This window comes from Helicobacter sp. MIT 99-5507 (assembly GCF_003364295.1).
Classification (GTDB): Bacteria; Campylobacterota; Campylobacteria; order Campylobacterales; family Helicobacteraceae; genus NHYM01.
In genome coordinates this window covers 51,184-71,895 of record NZ_NXLO01000004.1, presented here as the reverse complement: position 1 = coordinate 71,895, position 20,712 = coordinate 51,184, and the positions used below count along the sequence as shown (strand labels likewise).

The 20,712-nt window shown below is 29.8% G+C and carries 23 protein-coding genes; 8 read left to right on the top strand and 15 right to left on the bottom strand.

Going from position 1 to position 20,712, the window contains the following annotated elements; genetic code table 11:
• The first annotated feature begins 6 nt into the window (after nt 1-6).
• From CQA42_RS07105 to CQA42_RS07085, 5 genes are read left to right on the top strand one after another with little or no spacing between them, the layout of a single operon-like run.
• Nucleotides 7-387: a TraR/DksA C4-type zinc finger protein gene (locus CQA42_RS07105; RefSeq protein ID WP_115584002.1), complete on the top strand. Its 381-nt coding sequence runs from the start codon at nt 7-9 to the stop codon at nt 385-387.
• Entirely contained in the window at nt 377-1,390 is a 1,014-nt protein-coding gene (locus CQA42_RS07100) for a hypothetical protein (protein ID WP_115584001.1), read from the top strand. The genes CQA42_RS07105 and CQA42_RS07100 overlap by 11 nt, the downstream gene beginning before the upstream one ends.
• A 41-nt stretch (nt 1,391-1,431) precedes the next feature.
• Nucleotides 1,432-2,349: a tRNA dihydrouridine synthase gene (locus tag CQA42_RS07095; protein WP_408941444.1), complete on the top strand. Its 918-nt coding sequence runs from the start codon at nt 1,432-1,434 to the stop codon at nt 2,347-2,349.
• A gap of 12 nt (nt 2,350-2,361) precedes the next feature.
• The gene (locus CQA42_RS07090) at nt 2,362-3,195 is read left to right on the top strand and encodes a peptidylprolyl isomerase (protein WP_115583999.1); all 834 of its coding nucleotides are present in this window, start codon (nt 2,362-2,364) and stop codon (nt 3,193-3,195) included.
• 13 nt (nt 3,196-3,208) lie between these two features.
• A complete protein-coding gene (locus CQA42_RS07085) occupies nt 3,209-3,889 on the top strand; it encodes an MqnA/MqnD/SBP family protein (RefSeq protein WP_115583998.1) in 681 nt (226 codons plus the stop codon).
• 328 nt (nt 3,890-4,217) lie between these two features.
• On the opposite strand, the gene kcuS is transcribed toward CQA42_RS07085, so the two are convergent.
• From kcuS to CQA42_RS07045, 8 genes are all read right to left on the bottom strand, one after another.
• The gene (gene kcuS / locus CQA42_RS07080; protein WP_115583997.1) at nt 4,218-4,418 is read right to left on the bottom strand and encodes a KCU-star family selenoprotein; all 201 of its coding nucleotides are present in this window, start codon (nt 4,416-4,418) and stop codon (nt 4,218-4,220) included.
• A complete protein-coding gene (locus CQA42_RS07075; protein ID WP_115583996.1) occupies nt 4,411-6,576 on the bottom strand; it encodes a carbon starvation CstA family protein in 2,166 nt (721 codons plus the stop codon). Before CQA42_RS07075 ends, kcuS begins: the two co-directional genes overlap by 8 nt.
• Before the next feature lie 97 nt (nt 6,577-6,673).
• Nucleotides 6,674-7,624, bottom strand: coding sequence for a hypothetical protein (locus CQA42_RS07070; RefSeq protein WP_115583995.1), 951 nt, complete (start codon nt 7,622-7,624; stop codon nt 6,674-6,676).
• 3 nt (nt 7,625-7,627) lie between these two features.
• Nucleotides 7,628-9,511, bottom strand: a complete 1,884-nt coding sequence (gene metG, locus CQA42_RS07065) for a methionine--tRNA ligase (RefSeq protein ID WP_115584189.1) — start codon at nt 9,509-9,511, stop codon at nt 7,628-7,630.
• A gap of 13 nt (nt 9,512-9,524) precedes the next feature.
• Entirely contained in the window at nt 9,525-9,719 is a 195-nt protein-coding gene (locus CQA42_RS07060; RefSeq protein ID WP_181881519.1) for a hypothetical protein, read from the bottom strand.
• Between the two features lie 11 nt (nt 9,720-9,730).
• A complete protein-coding gene (locus CQA42_RS07055) occupies nt 9,731-10,588 on the bottom strand; it encodes a class 1 fructose-bisphosphatase (protein ID WP_115583993.1) in 858 nt (285 codons plus the stop codon).
• Between the two features lie 12 nt (nt 10,589-10,600).
• Entirely contained in the window at nt 10,601-11,389 is a 789-nt protein-coding gene (locus CQA42_RS07050; protein ID WP_115583992.1) for a hypothetical protein, read from the bottom strand.
• Complete coding sequence (locus tag CQA42_RS07045; protein WP_115583991.1) at nt 11,386-12,081, bottom strand: ATP-binding cassette domain-containing protein; 696 nt, start codon at nt 12,079-12,081, stop codon at nt 11,386-11,388. Before CQA42_RS07045 ends, CQA42_RS07050 begins: the two co-directional genes overlap by 4 nt.
• Nucleotides 12,082-12,175: 94 nt before the next feature.
• Between CQA42_RS07045 and rpe the strand changes: the two genes are divergently transcribed.
• From rpe to CQA42_RS07030, 3 genes are read left to right on the top strand one after another with little or no spacing between them, the layout of a single operon-like run.
• Nucleotides 12,176-12,814 carry a ribulose-phosphate 3-epimerase gene (gene rpe, locus CQA42_RS07040; protein WP_115583990.1) on the top strand — a complete coding sequence of 213 codons (639 nt, stop codon included), beginning with the start codon at nt 12,176-12,178 and terminating at the stop codon, nt 12,812-12,814.
• A complete protein-coding gene (locus tag CQA42_RS07035) occupies nt 12,814-13,563 on the top strand; it encodes a 3'-5' exonuclease (RefSeq protein WP_115583989.1) in 750 nt (249 codons plus the stop codon). Before rpe ends, CQA42_RS07035 begins: the two co-directional genes overlap by 1 nt.
• A gap of 57 nt (nt 13,564-13,620) precedes the next feature.
• Nucleotides 13,621-14,499: a tetratricopeptide repeat protein gene (locus CQA42_RS07030; RefSeq protein WP_181881518.1), complete on the top strand. Its 879-nt coding sequence runs from the start codon at nt 13,621-13,623 to the stop codon at nt 14,497-14,499.
• Nucleotides 14,500-14,670: 171 nt separating this feature from the next.
• Here the strand turns inward: CQA42_RS07030 and CQA42_RS07025 are convergent, their stop codons facing one another.
• The 7 genes from CQA42_RS07025 to leuC all read right to left on the bottom strand — a co-directional run bounded on the left by CQA42_RS07025 (nt 14,671) and on the right by leuC (nt 20,712).
• On the bottom strand, nt 14,671-15,717 hold the full coding sequence (locus CQA42_RS07025) for a type IV pilus twitching motility protein PilT (RefSeq protein ID WP_115583987.1): 1,047 nt from the start codon (nt 15,715-15,717) through the stop codon (nt 14,671-14,673).
• A 21-nt stretch (nt 15,718-15,738) separates the two neighbouring features.
• Nucleotides 15,739-16,197, bottom strand: a complete 459-nt coding sequence (locus CQA42_RS07020) for a hypothetical protein (protein WP_115583986.1) — start codon at nt 16,195-16,197, stop codon at nt 15,739-15,741.
• Nucleotides 16,194-17,036, bottom strand: coding sequence for a hypothetical protein (locus CQA42_RS07015; RefSeq protein ID WP_115583985.1), 843 nt, complete (start codon nt 17,034-17,036; stop codon nt 16,194-16,196). Before CQA42_RS07015 ends, CQA42_RS07020 begins: the two co-directional genes overlap by 4 nt.
• Nucleotides 17,036-17,701 (bottom strand): hypothetical protein, encoded by a 666-nt coding sequence (locus CQA42_RS07010; RefSeq protein WP_115583984.1) that lies wholly within the window; start codon nt 17,699-17,701, stop codon nt 17,036-17,038. The genes CQA42_RS07015 and CQA42_RS07010 overlap by 1 nt, the downstream gene beginning before the upstream one ends.
• 132 nt (nt 17,702-17,833) lie before the next feature.
• Nucleotides 17,834-18,922 (bottom strand): 3-isopropylmalate dehydrogenase, encoded by a 1,089-nt coding sequence (gene leuB / locus CQA42_RS07005; RefSeq protein ID WP_115583983.1) that lies wholly within the window; start codon nt 18,920-18,922, stop codon nt 17,834-17,836.
• Nucleotides 18,923-18,936: 14 nt separating this feature from the next.
• Complete coding sequence (gene leuD, locus CQA42_RS07000) at nt 18,937-19,422, bottom strand: 3-isopropylmalate dehydratase small subunit (RefSeq protein WP_115583982.1); 486 nt, start codon at nt 19,420-19,422, stop codon at nt 18,937-18,939.
• 27 nt (nt 19,423-19,449) lie between these two features.
• A complete protein-coding gene (gene leuC, locus CQA42_RS06995; RefSeq protein ID WP_115583981.1) occupies nt 19,450-20,712 on the bottom strand; it encodes a 3-isopropylmalate dehydratase large subunit in 1,263 nt (420 codons plus the stop codon).

Below are 20,712 nucleotides of genomic sequence, written 5' to 3'. Positions count from 1 at the left end.
AGTAATATGCGAAAAAGAGAGATTGAGGAACTAAAAAATAAACTTAATTTATTAAAAAGTAATGCTATAAATTCTATAAAAGATTCCAATGACACTATTAATACTCTAAATAGCATAAGTACAAGCGAAGAAGCTGATATCAGTAGTTTTAAATCAATAGCATATGTTGATGAAAATATATTAAAAAATAATAATATGTATTTAGAAGATATAAATAGGGCAATAAAAAAGATAGAAAATAATCAATATGGAAAATGTGAAATGTGTAACAAAAATATTGATATAAGACGTCTAAGGGCAAAACCTTATGCAAGATTCTGTATAACTTGCAGAGAAATATATGAAAAAACAAAAAGTAAAAATAAAAGGACAATGAATGTTTTATAAATACTATCCACTAACAATACTAATACTTGGTGCTTTACTTGGTCTTTATATATACAATCTTGATAGTACTACATTTGAATATACACTACCTTTTAGCAATTTGACATATGATATGCCTGTTGCACTTTGGGTTGTAATAATAATCTATACATTTTTCTTTATTACTATTATATTTATCTTTTCAGATAGAATGGGAAAATTTTTAAGCAATAATGCAATAAAAAACGACAAAAAAACCTTTATACAAAAAGTTAAAAATAAAATCATAGAAAGAAAAGATGAGAATCTAATCCTAAAAACAAGCTTATTTAAAGAAATAGGGGACATAATAGATCAATTTGATATATCACCAAAGCAAGATTCTACAGAATGCCAAAATGCAGAAATAAAAAAATTATTAGCAATGTATTCAAATCTAAAAAGTGGTGAAGAAATAGATGTCTATAAATTTAATATACCTAAAACAAGCTCTCTATTTACATTAAATGTAAAAAATAGTATTTCAAAAAACTATAAAAATGGACTTCCAATAATAAAAAATAAAAATTACATATATGAATTAAAAAAGTTTGCTTTTATTGCACTCATAAAAAATGCACCTAGTAAAGAGATAGAAAAATACAAAGATCAAATAAGCTATGATAGAGAAATAACGCTTGAGCTATTAAATATATTTATAGAAGGCAAAATCTCTTTAAGCAACCAAGAAATAAGTGATATGTGCAAAAATGCAAAATTTACAAAGGGTGATTATCTAAATTTTGTAAAATCCACAAAGGGCAAACTCGATCCAAATGCATGGATAAAAATATTTGAATATTTAGCTGATAATGATGAAAATGCAGAAAATGCATATTTCTATGTTTTATTAGAATTAGAAATGCTAGATAGCGCAAAAGAAAGACTAAGGGCACAACCTGCGTATGAATTCTTAAATATACGTGCATATCTTGATTTAAAAGCAGCAGGAAAATCTTATCCAACAGATTTATTTTTTAAATAAAATTACGAGGAAAGCAAGTGATTAATTTTAATAATCTATTAATGTTAGCTCCACTTGCTGGATACACAGATTTGCCTTTTAGGAGTATGGTAAAAAAATTTGGTGTAGATATAAGTGTAAGCGAGATGATAAGTGCGTATGCACTTAGTTTTAATTCAAAAAAAACACTAAGAATGATTAAAAAAAGCCCTCTTGAATCTCCATTTTCTGTCCAAATTGCAGGCAACAATAAAGAAATCATAAAGCGAAGCATTGATATTTTAAATACACAAGATGGTATTGATATTATTGATCTAAATTGTGGCTGCCCTGCACCAAAAGTAAGCTCTCATGGTAATGGAAGTGGATTATTAAAAGATTTAAATCTACTTGCAAGCTTGGTAAATACAATAAAACTCAATTCAAACAAAAAATATACAAGCATAAAAATTCGCCTTGGCTTTGATAAAAAGATTCCACTTGAACTTGCAAGCATGATTAATGATTGTGGGGCGGATTTTGTTGTAGTGCATGGAAGAACAAAAATTGATGCATATAAAAAAGAAAAGATTGATTATAATGCGATTGCTCTTATTAAAGAAAAGATAAAGATTCCACTTATTGCAAATGGTGAGATAGATTCCTATGATAAAGCAAAAGAAGTATTAAAGATTACAAATGCAAATGGAGTGATGATTGGTAGATTTGCACTAAAAGAACCTTGGATATTTTATCAATTAAAATACGACACAAAAGAACTTCCAAAATTGCTAAAAAAAGATATAGTGCTAGAGCATTTTGACAATATGATTGATGAATATGGCGAACGCGGATGTATAATGTTTAGAAAAAATTTACATACTTATGCTAAAAATCATCAAAATGCACATGAATTTAGAATCAAAATCAATTCATTGACAGAATCTAAAGAAATGAGAGATTGCATTATCAATTTCTTTAATGATGAATTTATTAAATAAAAAGGTTAAATAATGAAATTATTTATAATATTTATATCACTTGCTTTAGAAATAATAATGGCAAATACAATAGATGGCATAGCAATCAAGGTAAATGGCAATATAATAACAATGCATGAAATACATAAATTACAAGAGAGTGCAAAAATTAGAAAAAAAGAAGCAGTAGAACAAATATTAAGAGATAAATTAAGAGAAAATGAAATAAAAAGACTTGGTATAAAAATTGATGATGCAAAATTAAATGAAGAAATAAGCAATATTGCTTCTGCAAATAATATTACAAGAGATGAATTAATAAATGCGCTAAAATCACAAGGTGTTGATTTTGATGATTATAAAAATGAATTAAGAGAGCATTTATTAAATAGGGAATTAATGCAAAAAATATTACAAACAAACATTAATCTAGCAAATGATGAAGATTTGAAAAAATATTATGATTCTAATCAAGAATTATTTACCTTTCCAACACTTATAAAAGTCACAAGCTATACATCGATAAATGATGCAGCATTGCAACAATTTCTATCAAATCCGCTTATTGTAAATCCCGAAGTGCAATCAAAAGATGAAGAAATAGATATCAAAAGCCTACCTCCACAAATTATAAATATATTTTTAAACACACCAGATAAAAAATTTACACCTGTTTTAAACTCTGGAAATACTTTGATTGTATTTTTTATAAAAGAAAAAACAAACAAAGAATTAATGCCATTTGAAGAGATCAAACCAAATGTAATGCAAAGATATGCAGAGGCGAAAGAAAATGAATTGCTTAATGAATATTTTGATAAAATAAAAGCAAGCACAAAAATAGAATACATAAGAGTAAGACAATAAAATAAGAGAATAAATGCGTTTTGGAAAAATAAATTATCTAAATTTAGCACCATTTGATATTTTTATAAAAAAATATCCAACTCAAAGTTCATTTAAATTATTCATCAATCATCACAAAAATTATCCTGCAAAACTAAATAAAGAATTTTTATTTAAAAGAATTGATGCAGGATTCATATCATCAATAGCAGGAATAAAAGCAAAAAAAACCAAAAGTGCGATAATATCATATGGTGAAGTGTGGAGTGTTATTGCAATAAAAAATGGTAATAAATTTGACTATCAATCAGCAAGCTCAAATGCTTTGTCTATTGTTTTAAAAATTGATGGTGAGATTCTAATAGGAGATAGAGCGCTCAAATATAAGCTAGGACATACAATAAATAAAGATTATATAGATTTGGGATTAGAATGGTATAAAAAACACAGACTTCCATTTGTATTTGGATTGCTATGCTGTAATAAATTTGAAAAATTTTATAATAAACTCTCAAAGTCATTTAATAATCAAAACATAAAGATTCCACAATATATATTAAACAAATATGAGAATCTAACAAAAATCAAAAAAAATGATATAAAAGAATATCTAAGACATATTCATTACAAAGTATCAAATAAGCCAAAAATTAGCCTAAATAGATTCTATCGAGGCGTTAGATTGACTAGGATAAAAGTGCCAAGTAGATTCTAATAGATAAAATTATAAGCAAAGTCAAATCTCTCTAATCTTAGCCCAAAATATCCATAAAATAAGTAAGTTTTATAGTGAAATTAGGGATATTGCAAAGTAATCTAGAATCTCCATGTCATACTAAATATTGGGGCAAAGTATCACAAAAATTTAAATTTTATCATTTAAAAGGATTTAAAAAAAGTGATGATAACAGACTTAAGTCTAACTTTATTATTTAAAAAAGAAAGTTTATTTTTGTATAGCTATATTATTTTTTATGATACTTTGCTTATGTTTGAGGCTGGGGTTTTTATAAGTAGTGGTAAAACTTTACCCTTATTTATTATCAGCATTTTGAGCTACCCGGACCATATTTATTGTCCATCGCCTCTTTAAAAAATTCCTTTTGTGTTTTTGGAATCTTATCTGGATGATGAATTTTCATATGTTCTAAATATTTATCATAACTTGGCATTCCCACCAAAAGGTGGAAAAACCTATCAGATTTTTTATATATCTTTTTTATCGATTTTAAAATATCACCCATGCGCACCAATTTTACCTTCATAATCCTTAGCATCTAAATATGGAGATTCTGCTAGCGGTGGATTATGTTTTCCTCCTTTTATTGCCACTATACATACTTTAAGTGTTGCAAAAAGGACAATCAATGTAATAACCATAAATAATGCACATAGTATTGCATTTATAAGGTTATTATTTGCAATTAGTTGTGCACTTGCAGCAGCTGCTTCATTGCCTTGTGCTAATAAATCATTAGCTTTTGCACTTTGTATTTGATAAACTGCAACATGGCTTACGCTATCATGTATTTTTTCTCCATTTGCAGGAAGTAGTTTTTGAACGCCAGCTGTCATTGTTGATACAAGCACCCATACTACAGGCACAATAACAACCCAAGCAAGTTTTCCTTTACCCATTTTAAATAACACACTAACACCAAGTAAAAGCGCAATACCTGCTAAAAGTTGATTTGAAACACCAAATAATGTCCATAGAGATTTTATTCCACCTTGTGGGTCAGTAATACCTTGATACAATATATATCCCCATGCAGCAACACAAATAAGAGTTGCAATAATTCCCATAGGATATGAGCTAATATTTTTCATTGGTTTATAAACATTGCCTAATACATCTTGCACCATAAATCTACCTGCACGAGTTCCAGCATCAACAGCAGTTAAAATAAATAATGCCTCAAAAAGAATAGCAAAGTGATACCAAAATGCCATACTGCCAGCATTAAACAATGGCATTTCAGCAATGATACTTGCAAAACCAATAGCAAATGTAGGTGCACCACCAGTTCTACTTAAAATGCTTGGCTCGCCTATCTCTTTAGTAAATGCAACAATATCATCTGCACTGATACTAAAGATTCCATTAGCCCAGCTATTGATAGTATTTGCAGCAGCTGAAGCAGCAACAAAATATGCATCAGGATTTGTAATGACATTTAAATTTTGCATACCAGCAGTTCCTAATCCAGCAGGTGCAACATTTATAGCAAAATACAAACCTGGAGTAAGGATAATTGCAGCAATCAAAGCCATAACACCAACTGCAGATTCCATAAGCATAGAGCCATATCCAACCATTCTTGCATGAGTTTCTTTCTCTAGCATTTTTGGAGTTGTTCCACTAGAAATAAGAGCATGAAATCCACTAATAGCACCACAAGCAATAGTAATAAATAAGAATGGAAAAAGTTTTCCAGCAAAAACAGGACCAGTTCCATCTATATATTGTGTTATTTTTGGCATATCAACCGGTGGATTTACAATCAAAATTGCAATAGCCATAATAACAATAACACCAATCTTTAAAAAAGTGCTTAAATAATCTCTTGGTGCAAGCAAAAACCAAACAGGAAGTATCGCAGCAATAAAACCATAGGCTATCATAATATATGCTAAGTTTATATTGCTTATTGTAAATACTGCACTCCAATATGGATCTTGTCCTATATGATTACCAAAATAAAGAGCAAGGATTAATAATACAAAGCCTATGATACTTGCTTCGCCTATTTTTCCTGGTCTTAAAAATCTCATATGGATTCCCATATATATTGCTATTGGAATAGTCATTGCAATTGTAAATAATCCCCAAGGAGATTCTGCTAGTGCATTTACAACAACAAGAGCAAGTATTGCAATAATTAACATCATAATGCCTAGGATTCCAATCATTGCAATTGTTCCTACACCATTTCCAAGCTCCATTTTTATCATCTCACCAAGAGATTTTCCATCTCTTCTTGTTGATAAAAATAACACTACAAAATCATGAACAGCACCAGCTAATACAACACCAACGACAAGCCAAATCATACTTGGCAAATAACCCATTTGTGCAGCTAGAATCGGACCTACAAGCGGACCAGCACCAGCAATTGCTGCAAAATGATGCCCAAATAACACTATTTTATTTGTAGGAACAAAATCTCTACCATCATTTTTTACAACTGCAGGAGTTGCCCTATTGTCATCTAATTCTAAAACCTTAAATGCAATATATTTACTATAAAATCGATATGCAATTGCATAAATACATACAGCAGCCACAACAAACCATATAGCATTGATACTCTCACCAGTATGCATTGCTAATACCGCAAAACAACTAGCTCCTATAAATGCTATTATAGCCCACAATACATAGCTAAACACCTTATTCATCGACAAACTTCCTCCTCAAATTAGAAATTCAAGCTTAAGCAATATCAAGCTTGAATATTATACTTAATTAAAGTTAGATTATTACAATTTTATTTTATTAGTCAAAAAGGTTAGAAGAATCTATATCATATTGAAGGACATTTAATATTTCATTTTGTCTTACACCATCAACAATAAAAAAATGATACTTACAATCTTTAAATATTTTTTTTAGGGATTGAAGAGATGAAAAATTAATACATTCGATATTGTCATAATTATTATTTGTAATACACAATGATTTTCCCCAAGTTGCACTATGGACAAATTCTATATATCGTTTTATCAAATTAGAATCTATCGTGCCATATACAAATCTCATACCACAGCCATAACTCGATATTGTTGCATTTGAACTAATAAATATTGGTAGAAAAATACTGCTATCAATATGCAAAATAATATTTATAAATTTTTTGATACAAAATGTAATGACATTATTTAAATCTTTTATAAAAATATTTGGCAGGGTTAGATTATATGATTCACCATCAAATTCTAGTCTTGTCTCAAATAATGTTTGTCTAGTAATAGAAAATAAATAATCATCATAATTTTGCAAATAAGAAATATCAAATAATAAAATATCAAAGTTGATAATAATATATTTTTTATCCAAGGATTCTAGCAATTCTTCTATGCTTGATACGATGCTTACTTCTCTATCTCTTATGATATTTTTGGCAAGCAAAATTGATATTTCATCAAAAAAAATAATCTCAATAGGATTAATCAATCTAATATATTTGATAAATTTTAATATTGACATTTCAATATCACTTATTAAAATCCATGCAACTTCATCATCTATCATATCCATATAAGTATCAGTTATGATAGCGTATGCACCGCGATTTAGAGCTTCTTTTGCATCATCTTGATTTTTAGCAATAAAAGCATCGCCTATTTGCACGCATTCAAGTTTTGAAGTAAATTTATTTATCGATGAGATACAAGGTGAATTGAGAATTTTTCCTGAAATTATCTCTACAAAGTTATCAAGATACAAAGCTTATCTAACCACACTGCCAGCTTCAATATCATTAGCACTAATTAGACGCAAAATGCCGCTAGAATCTTCTGCACTCAAAATCATACCTTCACTTAAGATTCCCATAAGTTTTACAGGTTTTAGATTTATAATAGCACAGACAAGCATATCTTTTAGCTCATCTGGCGAATAATGCTTTGCTATGCCAGATACTATTTGTCTTATACCTACATTTTCACCAAAATCAATCCTCAATACTAAAAGCTTGCTAGAATCTTTTAGTATATCAGCTTCAACAACTCTTCCCACCCTAATATCAATCTTATTAAATTGTGAAATATCTATTTCTTCTTTTATATCACTTTTTTTCTCTATCACATTTGATGTTTTTATTTCTAACTTTGGAAATAATGGAGGAATTTTTGTTAGACTAAATTTATTTAGCAATCCATCATCTTCTATTAGTTTTCCAAAATAAGAAAAATCAACTTTTAGACATTTCATGATTTCTCGTGCAGCATGTGGCAAAATAGGATAAAAGAGCAACGCCCCTTTTGATAAAATATTTGAAATAAATACAAGAAGACTTTGGACTTCATCTTTTTTTCCTGCTTTCATCATCGCCCAAGGCTCATATTTTGCAATACTTGCATTTGCTATATCAAAAATTTTCCACAATTCTTCTAAATATTTATGAGGCGTCATATTTGTCATATAAGATTCTAATGATTTAATAATTGTAGATACTTCATTAATCTCATCCTTTAAATAATCAAAATTTTCAGATTCTATATTTAAATCAAAATATTTTTCACTCATACCAAGAAGGCGATTTACGAGGTTTCCTAAAGTATCGCTAAGATCAGCATTAGCGCGATCGACTAAAGCCTTATGACTAAAATCACCATCCTGACCAAATGGAACTTCACGAATTAAGAAATATCTCATTACCTCCAATCCATAAGTATTTGCAATATCATCTGGATTTACTACATTTCCTATGCTTTTACTCATTTTTACACCATCTATAGTCCACCAACCATGAACATATATTTGCTTTGGCAATGGTAAATTTAAACTCATCAAAAATGCAGGCCAATAAATAGCGTGGAATCTTAATATATCTTTTCCCACAAAATGAGTAGCATTATTAAATAAATAAATTTTATTTGGTATATCATTTCCATAACCAAGTGGAGTAATATAACTAAGCAGCGCATCCAACCATACATACATAATATGCTTACTATCATCTATAAAAGGCGGAAGACTAATACCCCATTTAAAACCACTTCTAGTAATAGATAAATCACTAAGCCCACCTTCTATAAAGTTGATAATCTCACTTTTTTTATTAAGTGGCATAATTACATCTGGATTTGCTTTATACCAATCAAGTAGCTTCTTTTCATACCTACTTAATCTAAAAAAATAGCTTTCTTCTTTAATAGAATTTGTTTCTTTACCACAATCAGGACAAAAAATACCATCAACTAATTGTCGTTTCGTAAAAAATGTCTCACAACTAATACAATAATTTCCTTCATAATGTCCTTTGTAAATATCACCATTTTTATACATTTCTTCAAATGCTCTTTTTACACCCATATCATGTGCTTCATTTGTAGTGCGGACAAAATAATCATATGCTATATCAAATTTATTCCATAAATTTTGAAACTTAAAGCTAGTTTCATCAACATATTCTTTAGGTGTTTTATTTCTTGCTTTTGCAGAACTCTCGATCTTTTGTCCATGTTCATCAGTGCCTGTTAGCAATAAACACTCTTTTCCCTTTAATACTTGATAACGTTTAAACATATCGCACAATATAGTTGTATAAGCATGTCCTATATGAGGAATGTCATTTACATAATAAATTGGAGTTGTAACATACTTTATCATTGCTGCCCTTTCATTATTCAGTTTCAAAATTAAAAAATCCACCGCTTCCTTTGTTCATACTAGAATAAACAGAATCTACATATTCTTTTCTAGTCTTACAACCAACGATAAGCTCACATTTAAAGCAAGTATCAATACTATGCTCCTTTTGGCATTCTTTTATTTTTAATATATTTTCGTCTAATTTTTCTTCAAAATTATCACTCAAATCATTCCTTTCTATTTATGTGCTAGCTTTACTCTATCTATTTCATATTTACTACCAAAGAAACAAGGCAAACTTTGATGAATAGAATCTATTTCTAAATCCAAGATTCTACACAAACTTAGATTATCACCTATACTACCAACAGCCTCTCCACCAGCTTTTTCAAAAATAAAAGCAAATGGAAATACTTCAAATAAAGCTCTAAGTTTGCCATTTGGTGCATCACTTGTTGAAGGATAGCTAAATAATCCTCCTCCTTTACATAATAGATTATGCAAATCTGGCACCATTCCACCTGAATATCTAAGACGATATCCTTCTAGAAATAGAGATTCTATCAAGATTTTATGCTTTGTACTCCAATTTTTTTGTGTTCCACCTGGAGAGTTTATCTTTCCTTTATCATTTAATATCAAACTTCCTATATTTCTCCATTCTTCATTATTATAAATATAATGATTTACGCTATCTTGGGCAATCACCATTTCTAGTCTTGGACCATATATAATATATCCGCTTGCTATTAAATTTTTAGCACTAAAATCTTCATTATAAATTCCAAAAATACTACCAACACTTAAATTTGATGATACAATTGATGAGCCATCAAGTGGATCAAATGCAACTAAATACATGCCATTTGAATCTTTTTTATAAATTGCTTCATCTTCTTCTTCGCTACAAATCCCCTTAACAGAATCTAGCCCTAATAATACTTCTTTAAAAATATTATTTGCTTCGACATCTACACCAAGTTGATTATCACCTGTAATATTTGTGCTCTCCAAATAATCAAAGTCACATTTTTTTAATAGACCATCTACACAAACTGCACTTTTTTGCAAAGCATCTATTATAGAATAAAGCATAGAATCTCCTAATCAAATCTCTAGTTTATTTTTAATCAAATATCTACTCAAATAATAATATACAAATGTAGGTAATATGCTGATTATAAAATGTAAAGTTATAAAAAGAGCAATATTATCACCCTGCATGCGACTTATTGGTGAAAGAGGACTATATGAAGCATCAAAAGGAAAAATATTATTTATTAACATAAATAAACAAATTGAAACAAAATTTTCAGCAAGCCATATAACAAAAAACAATACAATGCCAATAATCTGCTTAAATCTAGTAATCTTTCCAATATGTAACATTGATAGCACCAAAAGCACTAAAACTATAGGCTTTGATATAATGCATAATCCAAACATAATAAATTTTACAATATCTAATAAATTGTAATTTTCTATAATGATATGAAAAAAATTATATATAACATTGAATTTATTATCAATTATACCTACAACAAACCATAGACAAAAAACAAAAGCACTAATTGACACCCAAAGCATACTTATTAGAATCTTAGATACTAGTATTGCATCAATACTAACAGGCAAACTAAAAGTCAAATATCCTTCTTGATTAAATAATCTTGCATATAGTGTTTTAATGATTATATTAAGTAAAAATATAAATAAGAAAAATATAGTGATTGGAGTTAGAGCAAAAACAAAGCCAAATATCCATGACAAATCATCAATATCACCATTTAGATAAATTGTCATAATATAAAATAATCCTAATAATAAAATATTTATCAAAGCAATAGAGACAATATTTTCTAAAAATTCATATTTTAATAATTTAAAAAATTTCAAAATAGCTCCTTAAAAATGCTTTCTAAATCTTTACTGCCAAATTTCTCTTTCAAATTTACAACATTGTCATATTCTATAATTTCACCATATTTGATAAAAATAGCAGATGATAAAATAGATTCTATGCTAGATATTAAATGTGTAGATATTAGCATAGGAGCCTCTTTGTTGTAATTTTCTAAAATCAATTTAAAAATAAGATCACGAGCTACTGGATCAACCCCTGCAATTGGCTCATCAAGTATATACAATCCTGCTTTTCTACTTAGAGTTAATATTAGTTGAAGTTTTTCTTTTGTTCCTTTTGATAAAGTATTAAATGTTGAGTTTAATGAAATATTGCAATCTTTTAATAAAGATATAGATTTTGTCTTATCAAAATCATCAAAAAAATCTGCAAAATAAGAAATACAGCGAAACACACTCCATGATGGTGGAATAAAATTGCTATCTGGGAGATATGCTGTGTATTTTTTTGTATTTACACCAACCTTATTGCCATATACGAGAACTTTGCCATCATAATTATTAATCAATCCTGTAATAATTTTTATTAATGTTGTTTTTCCAGAGCCATTTGGACCAAGAAGCCCAACAATCTCACCACTATTAATATTAAAAGATATATCATTTATCGCATTAATATTGCCAAAATTTTTACTGAGATTCTTTACTTCTAAAACAGATGCCATCAAAACTCCTATAGTTTATAAACAAAATTATATTATATTTTCATATTTATAATATAATGATCTTTTAATTTTTAAGCTAAATATGGAGTAAAACATGTTAGTTGCACCAAGTATATTATCTGCAGATTTTGGACGATTAAATGAAGAAATTGATGAATTAAATAAAACAGATTGCGATTATATACATATTGATGTTATGGATGGACATTTTGTGCCAAACCTAACCTTTGGAAAATGTGTAATTGAAGCTGTCGCAAAAAGAGCAAAAAAACCATTAGATATACATTTAATGGTGCAAAATATAGACTTTTTTGTAAAAATGATGATAGATCTCAAACCTTTTAGCTTAAGTTTTCATGTAGAAGAAGAAAAACATATAAATAGAATCTTGCATTTAATAAAAGATAATTGTATTAAAGCAGGTATCGCTCTAAACCCTCATACTTCACAAGATTCTTTAGAATATATATTAAGATATATTGATTTTGTATTACTTATGTCTGTCAATCCTGGTTTTGGAGGACAAAATTTTATCTCAAGCACATTAGAAAAAGCTATAAGATTAAAAGAAATAATAAAAGATGGCAATTTTGATTGTAAAATATCAATGGATGGCGGAATAAATAGCCAAAATATAAATATGCTAAAAGAATCTGGTGTTGATATAGCTATTGCTGGAAATTATATTTTTAAATCACAAAACTATCAAGAAGCTATAAATTCACTTAGATAATGCAAGATTCTCTAGAAATATATGACAAACTAATAGATATATTACAAAATAAAGATTCTATAAATTTTAATGAGGTTAAAGATATTTTGGGTGATGATTATGAAATAAATATAGAAATCGCAAAATCACTTGGAATCCCACTAAAAATTAAAGATGATAATATATCTATAAAAACCCACGATAGCATATTTAATAATATTTTTTGTATTGTTGATATTGAGACAACAGGATTTTCTCCTCAAACAAATAATATCATTGAAATTGGGGCGATAAAATATCAAAATGGAAAGATTCTAGATAAATTTGAAAGCTATGTCTTTGCAAAAGAAATACCAGAAAAAATCACTGAAATAACAGGTATTAGCTCATCTATGGTAGCAAATGCACCGATGATAGATAAAGTCTTAAGAGAATTTAAAATTTTTTTAGAAGATTCTACTTTTTTAGCACATAATGCAATATTTGATTTTAATTTTATTAATGCACAACTAGCCCAAAGAAAAATCCCAATAATGAAAAATCAAGTAATCTGCACGCTTGCACTTGCAAGAAAAACGCTAAAAGCACAAAAATATGGACTTGGATTTTTAAATGAATTTTTAGGTATAAATTATCCAATTAGACATAGGGCTTATGCTGATTGTTATATAGCTCTTAGAGTATTTGAAGAGGGGCTTTTAAATCTACCTTGTGATATAAAAAGTGTGCATGATTTAATAAAATTTACAAAAAGTGATAAACTAAAATAGACATTTTGGCACTCTTTTTGCTTAAAATATCTCAAGCTTATTATGGAGTTTATATTTATGAAATACATTATTTGTGTGATATTTTTAATTGGTTTTTCTTTTGGTAATTCTCCAGCGACAAATGCAGCCATATCACTTGCACAAAAAGGAAATTATGTAGAAGCATTCTCATTATTTAATAAAGCTTGTAATGAAGAAGGCGATGCTAATGGCTGTCTTGGTGTAGGGCTTATGTATATGTATGCAGTCGGCACAAATGGAGACCATAAAAAGGCAATGAGTTATTACAAAAAAGCTTGTAGTGGTGGTGTTGCACTTGCTTGCTCAAATCTTGCATCAATATATGATAATGGAACAGAAAATATTCCACAAGATAGATTCATGGCAAGCGAATTATATATGGTTGGATGCAATGGTGGAGATGTCTTTGCTTGTAATAATCTTGGATACATGTATGCAAATGGACTTGGTGTAGAAAAAGATTATTTTAAGAGTTTGCAATATTATAAATTTGCTTGTGATGCTGGAAGCTCTCTTGGTTGTTATAATCTTGGGCTACTTAGCAATACATACAATGTTTTTGGACTAAATAAAGATAAACTAGGATTACTAGATTTAAATTATATAGCTTGCAATCAAGGTGATTTAATAGGCTGTGCAAACCTTGGATATATGTATGCAACAGGAATCCACGATACTCCAAAAAGCCCATTTAATGCTATAAAATATCTAAATATAGCTTGTGAAGGTGGGGTTTTGAGTAGCTGTAATAATCTTGCTACATTTTATGAAAATGGTAGTGGAGTTCGTCAAAATTTAAGAAAAGCGATGGAATTATATGGAATTGCTTGCGATAAAGGACTTGAAGTAGCCTGTAAAAATTATAGAATCTTAAATCAAAAAATAATAAATGAGAATCTAGGAATGCTGCCTTAAGATTGATTGTGTCTATGTAGATTCTAGCTTTTAGCTTTAATCTATCTTATGCTTTGTATTATTTTTTAGTCTAGCGAAACCTCGTTGCCTTAGTAATGATTCAAGCTTTTATGAGAGGAAATTGAAAATTATCTATAATAGAGCATTGCTTGCTTAAAAGCAAGCAATGGATTATAGCGTTGCAATAGCTATATTATATTCTTCTTTTGATATTATCCTATCTTGATATAGAGAATCAAGACTTTGTGCCATTGTCTTCATTTCAGTTAGAGTTTGACCTATTGTCATTTGTGAATTAATCTGATGGACTTTATTTTCTCTAATTAAGTTTCTAATTGCAGGTGTGCCTATCAATACTTCTGTTGCAGCGACTCTTCCACCTTCAACTCTAGGCAATAATACTTGAGAAATGATACCTTCAATCGTAATTGCAACTTGACTTCTTACTTGATCTTGCTTTGCACCTTCAAATGAGCTAACGATTCTATTTATTGTTTGAGCTGCAGAATTTGTGTGTAATGTTCCAATGACTAAGTGTCCTGTTTCTGCAGCTTCAAGTGCAATTTCCATAGTCTCTGTATTTCTCATCTCACCTATGAATATAATATCTGGATCTTCTCTAAGTGCTGATTTCAAAGCATTATTAAAGGTTTTTGTATCTTCACCAACATTTCTATATGAGAATAATGAATTAATACCTTTATGGACATATTCTATTGGGTCTTCAATACAAAGTATATGTTTTTTTTGTGTTTGATTTATTTCATTAATCATAGCGGCAACTGTTGTTGTTTTACCGCTACCAGTTGGTCCAGTAACTAGAATTAAACCTTTTCTTCTTGTAACAAGACTTTTTAATATACTCGGAGCATTAATGCCTTCTAATGTAGGAATCTTTGTTGTAATAACCCTAAATGCAGCAGCTACACTCCCCATAGTATAATAATAATTAACCCTAAATCTTCCAATATCTTCTAAATCGATAGAGAAATCAAGCTCTCTTTCTTCTTCTAAAATCTTTTTTTGTTTATCTGTTAATAATGTATAACATAATCTATCAATTTCTCTTTTTTCTAAAACTGGCAAATTAAGCTTAACAAGAACACCATCAATCCTTATTTGTGGCTCACTTCTAGCGACTAGGTGTAAGTCGGAAGCATCGTGTTTTAGTGTAGCTTTTAATAAAGTGCTTATATCATAATTTAGTGATTGTTCCATATTATACTCCAACAATAATATTTAAGGTTTTACAACCTGTCTTTTAGTAACCCTAAAAGTTTGATTTGTAACAGGATTTACAACATACCCAGCAACATCAATGACCATCGTATTTACTTTAGTTTGTTTTATCTCTTCACTATCACTTAGTGTATCTATATTTACTAATGGTGTCATTTTATATGTAAATCTATATTCACCATTTGCACCATAATTAATAGTGCGAACAATAGGCTCCATTGGGTTTGCTCGTTGTGTTGTACCATAGTTGCCTTCTGTGTATTTAAAACCATTTCTTTGAATGTATAAAATAGCAAGCTCAATAGTAGATTCCATATACAAATCAAGCTGAATTGCAATATGTTGATTTGCAGTAGTATTTAATGTGCTTGTGCTAAGCTTTATTCCCAAGATTCCAAGAGTGGCAACCACAACCATTATGATAATGGCAAATATCATACCAAATGCTTGTCTTTTCATTGCATTATCACCCCTTCTTTACAAAATTCTGGCATAAAGTCCATAGTCTTATTAGTAAAACAAAGCCTTACACGAAGCAAGCCTGATTGGGCTTCTGACCAAATAGAAAAATTTGATACACCTTGGGCTAGCGTTTGATTATTGTTATTATTAACTAATATCAAATCTCCATCATTATTTTTTTGCAAAACAACTGGGGTTAGATTTACAATAATTGCTATATCTCCTATTTTTGATGGAGAACTACTAAGCGTCATTTGAGTATTTGAAGCTATATTAGCTATCCTAAATAATGCTCCCATGTTTGTTGCATTATTGTTATAGTATTTATCAACGATTACACCATCTTTATTTACAAAAGGAAAATATATGCCTATACTGCCAACAGAGCCATTTAATGAAAGCAATCTATCTTGTGAAAATGCAGTAGTCAAAGAGTTACCGCTTGAACTTGACAAATCAATAAAACCACTAAAAAATGGCAAGTTTGCATTATTGCCTTGATATGTGCCAAAATAGCCATTTAAGGCATCTGTATTTTTTGAAATAAATATTAATTGTGCATTATTTTGAATTTGTCCATTATTTAGTTGATTTATAGTTGATATATCTGTATAACTAGTGCCATTTCTAATAGCAATAGAATCCCATATAGAATCCTGTAAATATTTTGAAATTTGCAATATTGCAGATGTCCCATCTAGCTCCATTTTTGCATATTCTTTTTGTATTGCATAGTTTTGCATAATTTGCACTATAGCCATAGAGCCAGCAACGGCTACTAATCCAGTGATAACTATAACAAAAACTATTTCTAACATAGTAAATGCGTTTCTCATTAATTATCCTTTGCAAAAGGAACATCTGTTCCTATATTTGCTGCATAGTATTTATAAGTAGATACAAGCTCTTTAGTGCCATTAATTTGTCTAGATAATCTCACTTCTATTTCTTTTATATCTGTTATGCTATTCGCATTCACAATAGTTCCAGCAGTTGTATTATTTCCAAAATTAATATTTACATATCTCACACCTACATCAAGAATAAAAAATGTATTACCACCTGATGTTATAGTTTGTGTGTAATTATTAAATGCACCTATATTATCAAGATTATTAGATGCTGTGATAGGTGATGCGGTATTAGCATTTGGATCACACATTCTTCGTCTATCTGATATACCAAGACCTGGCTTAGAAATGATATTTTGTTTTGTAGCATCTAAAACTCTACAATCAAGAGCTGCATTGCCTGTATTTAATATATAATAACCGCCAGAAGCAGTAAAATTATCCATTGCTCCATTAATATTTCCTAAATCCCATGGCTTATTTCTAATAACATTCATTAAAGTCAATGCATTATAATAACCTATTACATTTTGAGATTCCATTGTATTGGCATTGCTTTGTCGCACAATAAGTGGTATGCTAAGTATCACTAAACCAACCACGACTATGGAAAATACAAGCTCGATAAAAGTGAATGCCAATCGTCTCATCAGCTAACCTCTTTAAAATTATAAAATAAAAGTAAATAGAAATATAACATAACTATGAATATAAACAAATTAAAATAATCATAATATTAGATTAAAACATAAATAATTCTATTATTTTGAAACAAAATTTATTTATTGCAAATTATTATATATTCTATCTCCCATCTCACTGCAAAGTACAAGTTTCATATCAGGACTCATCATATCACCTGTGCGATAACCATCTTGAAGCGTTTTTTGCACAGCTTGTATTATAGCTCTGCTTTCGGTTTTAAGATTAAAAGAAATATCTAACATCATTGCAACACTAAGGATTGCTCCTATTGGATTTGCCTTATTTTGTCCTGCAATATCTGGTGCGCTACCATGAATTGGCTCATACATACCAAAATTATTTGCTAGTTCTTTAGAATCTGACAAAGAAGCAGATGGTATTACACCTATAGTGCCTGTAATTACACTTGCCTCATCACTTAGTATATCACCAAACATATTTTCTGTTAAAATTACATCAAATTGGCTTGGCTCTCTACAAATTTGCATCGCTGCATTATCTACATACATAAAGGAAAGTTCTATATCACTATATTCTTTTGAAATAGATTCTACAACTTCACGCCAAAGTCTAGAGCTACTTAACACATTTGCTTTATCAACGCAAACAATCTTTTTCTTTCTATTTTGTGCGATGTTAAATGCTACTCTTGCAATAGATTCTATCTGAGAAGCACTATAAGTCATGCCATCAGTAGCTACCCTCTCTCCATTTATATTCTCAAGTTTATGTTCGCCAAAATAAACACCACCTATAAGCTCACGCACGATGACAAAATCAATCCCCTTATCAAGTATGCAATCTTTTAGCGGACTTGCATTTCTTAATTCTTGCAAAAGTGTAGCAGGACGAATATTTGCAAAAAGCCCCAATTCTTTTCTTAATCTTAAAAGTGCAGCTTCTGGACGATTATTGCTTGGCTCATTATCCCATTTTGGACCACCTACTGCACCAAGTAAAACACTATCACTTTTCTTGCAAGATTCTAAAGTATCATTAGGTAAGCACTCTCCATATTTATCGATGGCACATCCTCCAGCAAGCACTTCATTAAAAATAAATTTATGATTGTAAATTGTTGCTACTTTATCTAGAATCCTACAAGCTTGCTCTATGATCTCCTTACCTATACCATCTCCATGTATTACAGCTATATTTTTTTGCATATATTATCCTTGCTTTATCTCTTTGCAATCCAATTTAAATATCCATTTGCATTTATAATTTCTTGTATAAATGGCGGAAAAGGCGGGGTATTGTATTTTTTATTTGTTTTTAAATTTATTATAACTCCACTATCAAAATCAATTTCTACTTCATCACCCTGCTCTATTGTCTCCACTGCCTCTTTAGATTCTATTATTGCAAGTCCAATATTTATGGCATTGCGATAAAAGATTCTTGCAAAACTCTTTGCAATAATACATTTTATACCACTTGCCTTGATTGCAATAGGTGCGTGTTCTCTGCTTGAACCACAACCAAAATTCCAACCACCTACCATAATATCACCATCTTTTACTCTTCTTACAAATTCCTTATCAATATCTTCCATACAATGCCCTGCAAGCTCTTTATGATCAGCTGTATTTAGATATCTTGCAGGGATGATTACATCTGTATCTACATTATCATTATATTTATGGACAAAACCATTTACTTTCATATTTCGTTTCCTTTTAGTTTTTAGATTCTACAAAACATCTTTTGGTGTGCTTAATCTGCCATTCACAGCACTTGCAGCTGCCACTTCAGGTGAAGCAAGATATACTTCACTTGTTATATGTCCCATACGCCCCACAAAATTTCTATTTGTTGTTGCCACGCATCTCTCATTTGCTGCTAAAATCCCCATATGTCCACCAAGGCAAGGTCCGCATGTAGGAGTAGATACAACAGCACCAGCTTTTATAAAAGTCTCTAAATAACCACGATTTATACATTCTAAATATATATTTTGAGTAGCAGGGATGATAATACAACGCGTATTTTTAGCAATTTTTCTATCTTTTAGGATATTGGCTGCTACTTCCATGTCACTAAGTCTGCCATTTGTGCATGAACCAATGACAACTTGATCTATCTTTATATCACCCCAATTACTGCTCTCTTTTGTATTTTCTGGTAGATGTGGAAATGCAACAGTGTGATCTATTGAATCTAAATCAATATCAAATATTTGGTCATATTCTGCATCGTCATCAGCTTTATAGATTCTAAATTCTTTATTTGTGCGAGATTTTGCATAATCAATTGTAATATCATCAACTTCAAAGATTCCATTTTTTGCACCAGCTTCAATTGCCATATTTGCGATACAAAGCCTATCATCCATAGTAAGACTTTTAAGTCCTTCACCTCCAAACTCCATACTTTTATATAATGCACCATCAACACCAATTTTTCCAATAATATGCAAAATCACATCTTTACCGCTTATATATTGGCGAAGTTTTCCTTTTAGATTGAATCTAATGGCAGATGGCACTTTAAACCAAGCTTCACCTTTTGCCATACCAATAGCCATATCTGTTGAGCCAACTCCAGTAGAAAATGCTCCAAGTGCCCCATAAGTGCAAGTATGAGAATCTGCGCCAATGATTAAATCTCCAATGGTCACTATTCCTTGCTCTGGTAAAAGTGCATGTTCTACGCCCATATTTCCAACATCGTAATAATGTTTTATATCAAAATCATTTGCAAAACATCTACACTGCGCACTTTGTGTAGCAGCCTTTATATCTTTATTTGGTGCAAAATGATCCATAACAAGCGAAATTTTTTCTTTGTCAAATACTTTATTGAAATTTGCACTTTTAAAAGCATTGATTGCTACAGGTGTGGTAATATCATTTCCTAAAACCATATCAATCTTTGCAATGATTAAATCACCTACTTTTACAGAATCCAAACCTGCCCTATCTGCCAATATCTTTTGACTCATTGTCATTCCCAT

Excerpts from the sequence above, each read along its gene's own strand:
- CQA42_RS07105 (WP_115584002.1), top strand. The coding sequence starts at position 7 with ATGCGAAAAAGAGAGATTGAGGAACTAAAAAATAAACTTAATTTATTA.
- CQA42_RS07100 (WP_115584001.1), top strand. The coding sequence starts at position 377 with ATGTTTTATAAATACTATCCACTAACAATACTAATACTTGGTGCTTTA.
- CQA42_RS07095 (WP_408941444.1), top strand. The coding sequence starts at position 1,432 with ATGTTAGCTCCACTTGCTGGATACACAGATTTGCCTTTTAGGAGTATG.
- CQA42_RS07090 (WP_115583999.1), top strand. The coding sequence starts at position 2,362 with ATGAAATTATTTATAATATTTATATCACTTGCTTTAGAAATAATAATG.
- CQA42_RS07085 (WP_115583998.1), top strand. The coding sequence starts at position 3,209 with ATGCGTTTTGGAAAAATAAATTATCTAAATTTAGCACCATTTGATATT.
- kcuS (WP_115583997.1), bottom strand. The coding sequence starts at position 4,418 with ATGGGTGATATTTTAAAATCGATAAAAAAGATATATAAAAAATCTGAT.
- CQA42_RS07075 (WP_115583996.1), bottom strand. The coding sequence starts at position 6,576 with ATGAATAAGGTGTTTAGCTATGTATTGTGGGCTATAATAGCATTTATA.
- metG (WP_115584189.1), bottom strand. The coding sequence starts at position 9,511 with ATGATAAAGTATGTTACAACTCCAATTTATTATGTAAATGACATTCCT.
- CQA42_RS07055 (WP_115583993.1), bottom strand. The coding sequence starts at position 10,588 with ATGCTTTATTCTATAATAGATGCTTTGCAAAAAAGTGCAGTTTGTGTA.
- CQA42_RS07045 (WP_115583991.1), bottom strand. The coding sequence starts at position 12,081 with ATGGCATCTGTTTTAGAAGTAAAGAATCTCAGTAAAAATTTTGGCAAT.
- rpe (WP_115583990.1), top strand. The coding sequence starts at position 12,176 with ATGTTAGTTGCACCAAGTATATTATCTGCAGATTTTGGACGATTAAAT.
- CQA42_RS07035 (WP_115583989.1), top strand. The coding sequence starts at position 12,814 with ATGCAAGATTCTCTAGAAATATATGACAAACTAATAGATATATTACAA.
- CQA42_RS07030 (WP_181881518.1), top strand. The coding sequence starts at position 13,621 with ATGAAATACATTATTTGTGTGATATTTTTAATTGGTTTTTCTTTTGGT.
- CQA42_RS07025 (WP_115583987.1), bottom strand. The coding sequence starts at position 15,717 with ATGGAACAATCACTAAATTATGATATAAGCACTTTATTAAAAGCTACA.
- CQA42_RS07020 (WP_115583986.1), bottom strand. The coding sequence starts at position 16,197 with ATGAAAAGACAAGCATTTGGTATGATATTTGCCATTATCATAATGGTT.
- CQA42_RS07015 (WP_115583985.1), bottom strand. The coding sequence starts at position 17,036 with ATGAGAAACGCATTTACTATGTTAGAAATAGTTTTTGTTATAGTTATC.
- CQA42_RS07010 (WP_115583984.1), bottom strand. The coding sequence starts at position 17,701 with ATGAGACGATTGGCATTCACTTTTATCGAGCTTGTATTTTCCATAGTC.
- leuB (WP_115583983.1), bottom strand. The coding sequence starts at position 18,922 with ATGCAAAAAAATATAGCTGTAATACATGGAGATGGTATAGGTAAGGAG.
- leuD (WP_115583982.1), bottom strand. The coding sequence starts at position 19,422 with ATGAAAGTAAATGGTTTTGTCCATAAATATAATGATAATGTAGATACA.
- leuC (WP_115583981.1), bottom strand. The coding sequence starts at position 20,712 with ATGGGAATGACAATGAGTCAAAAGATATTGGCAGATAGGGCAGGTTTG.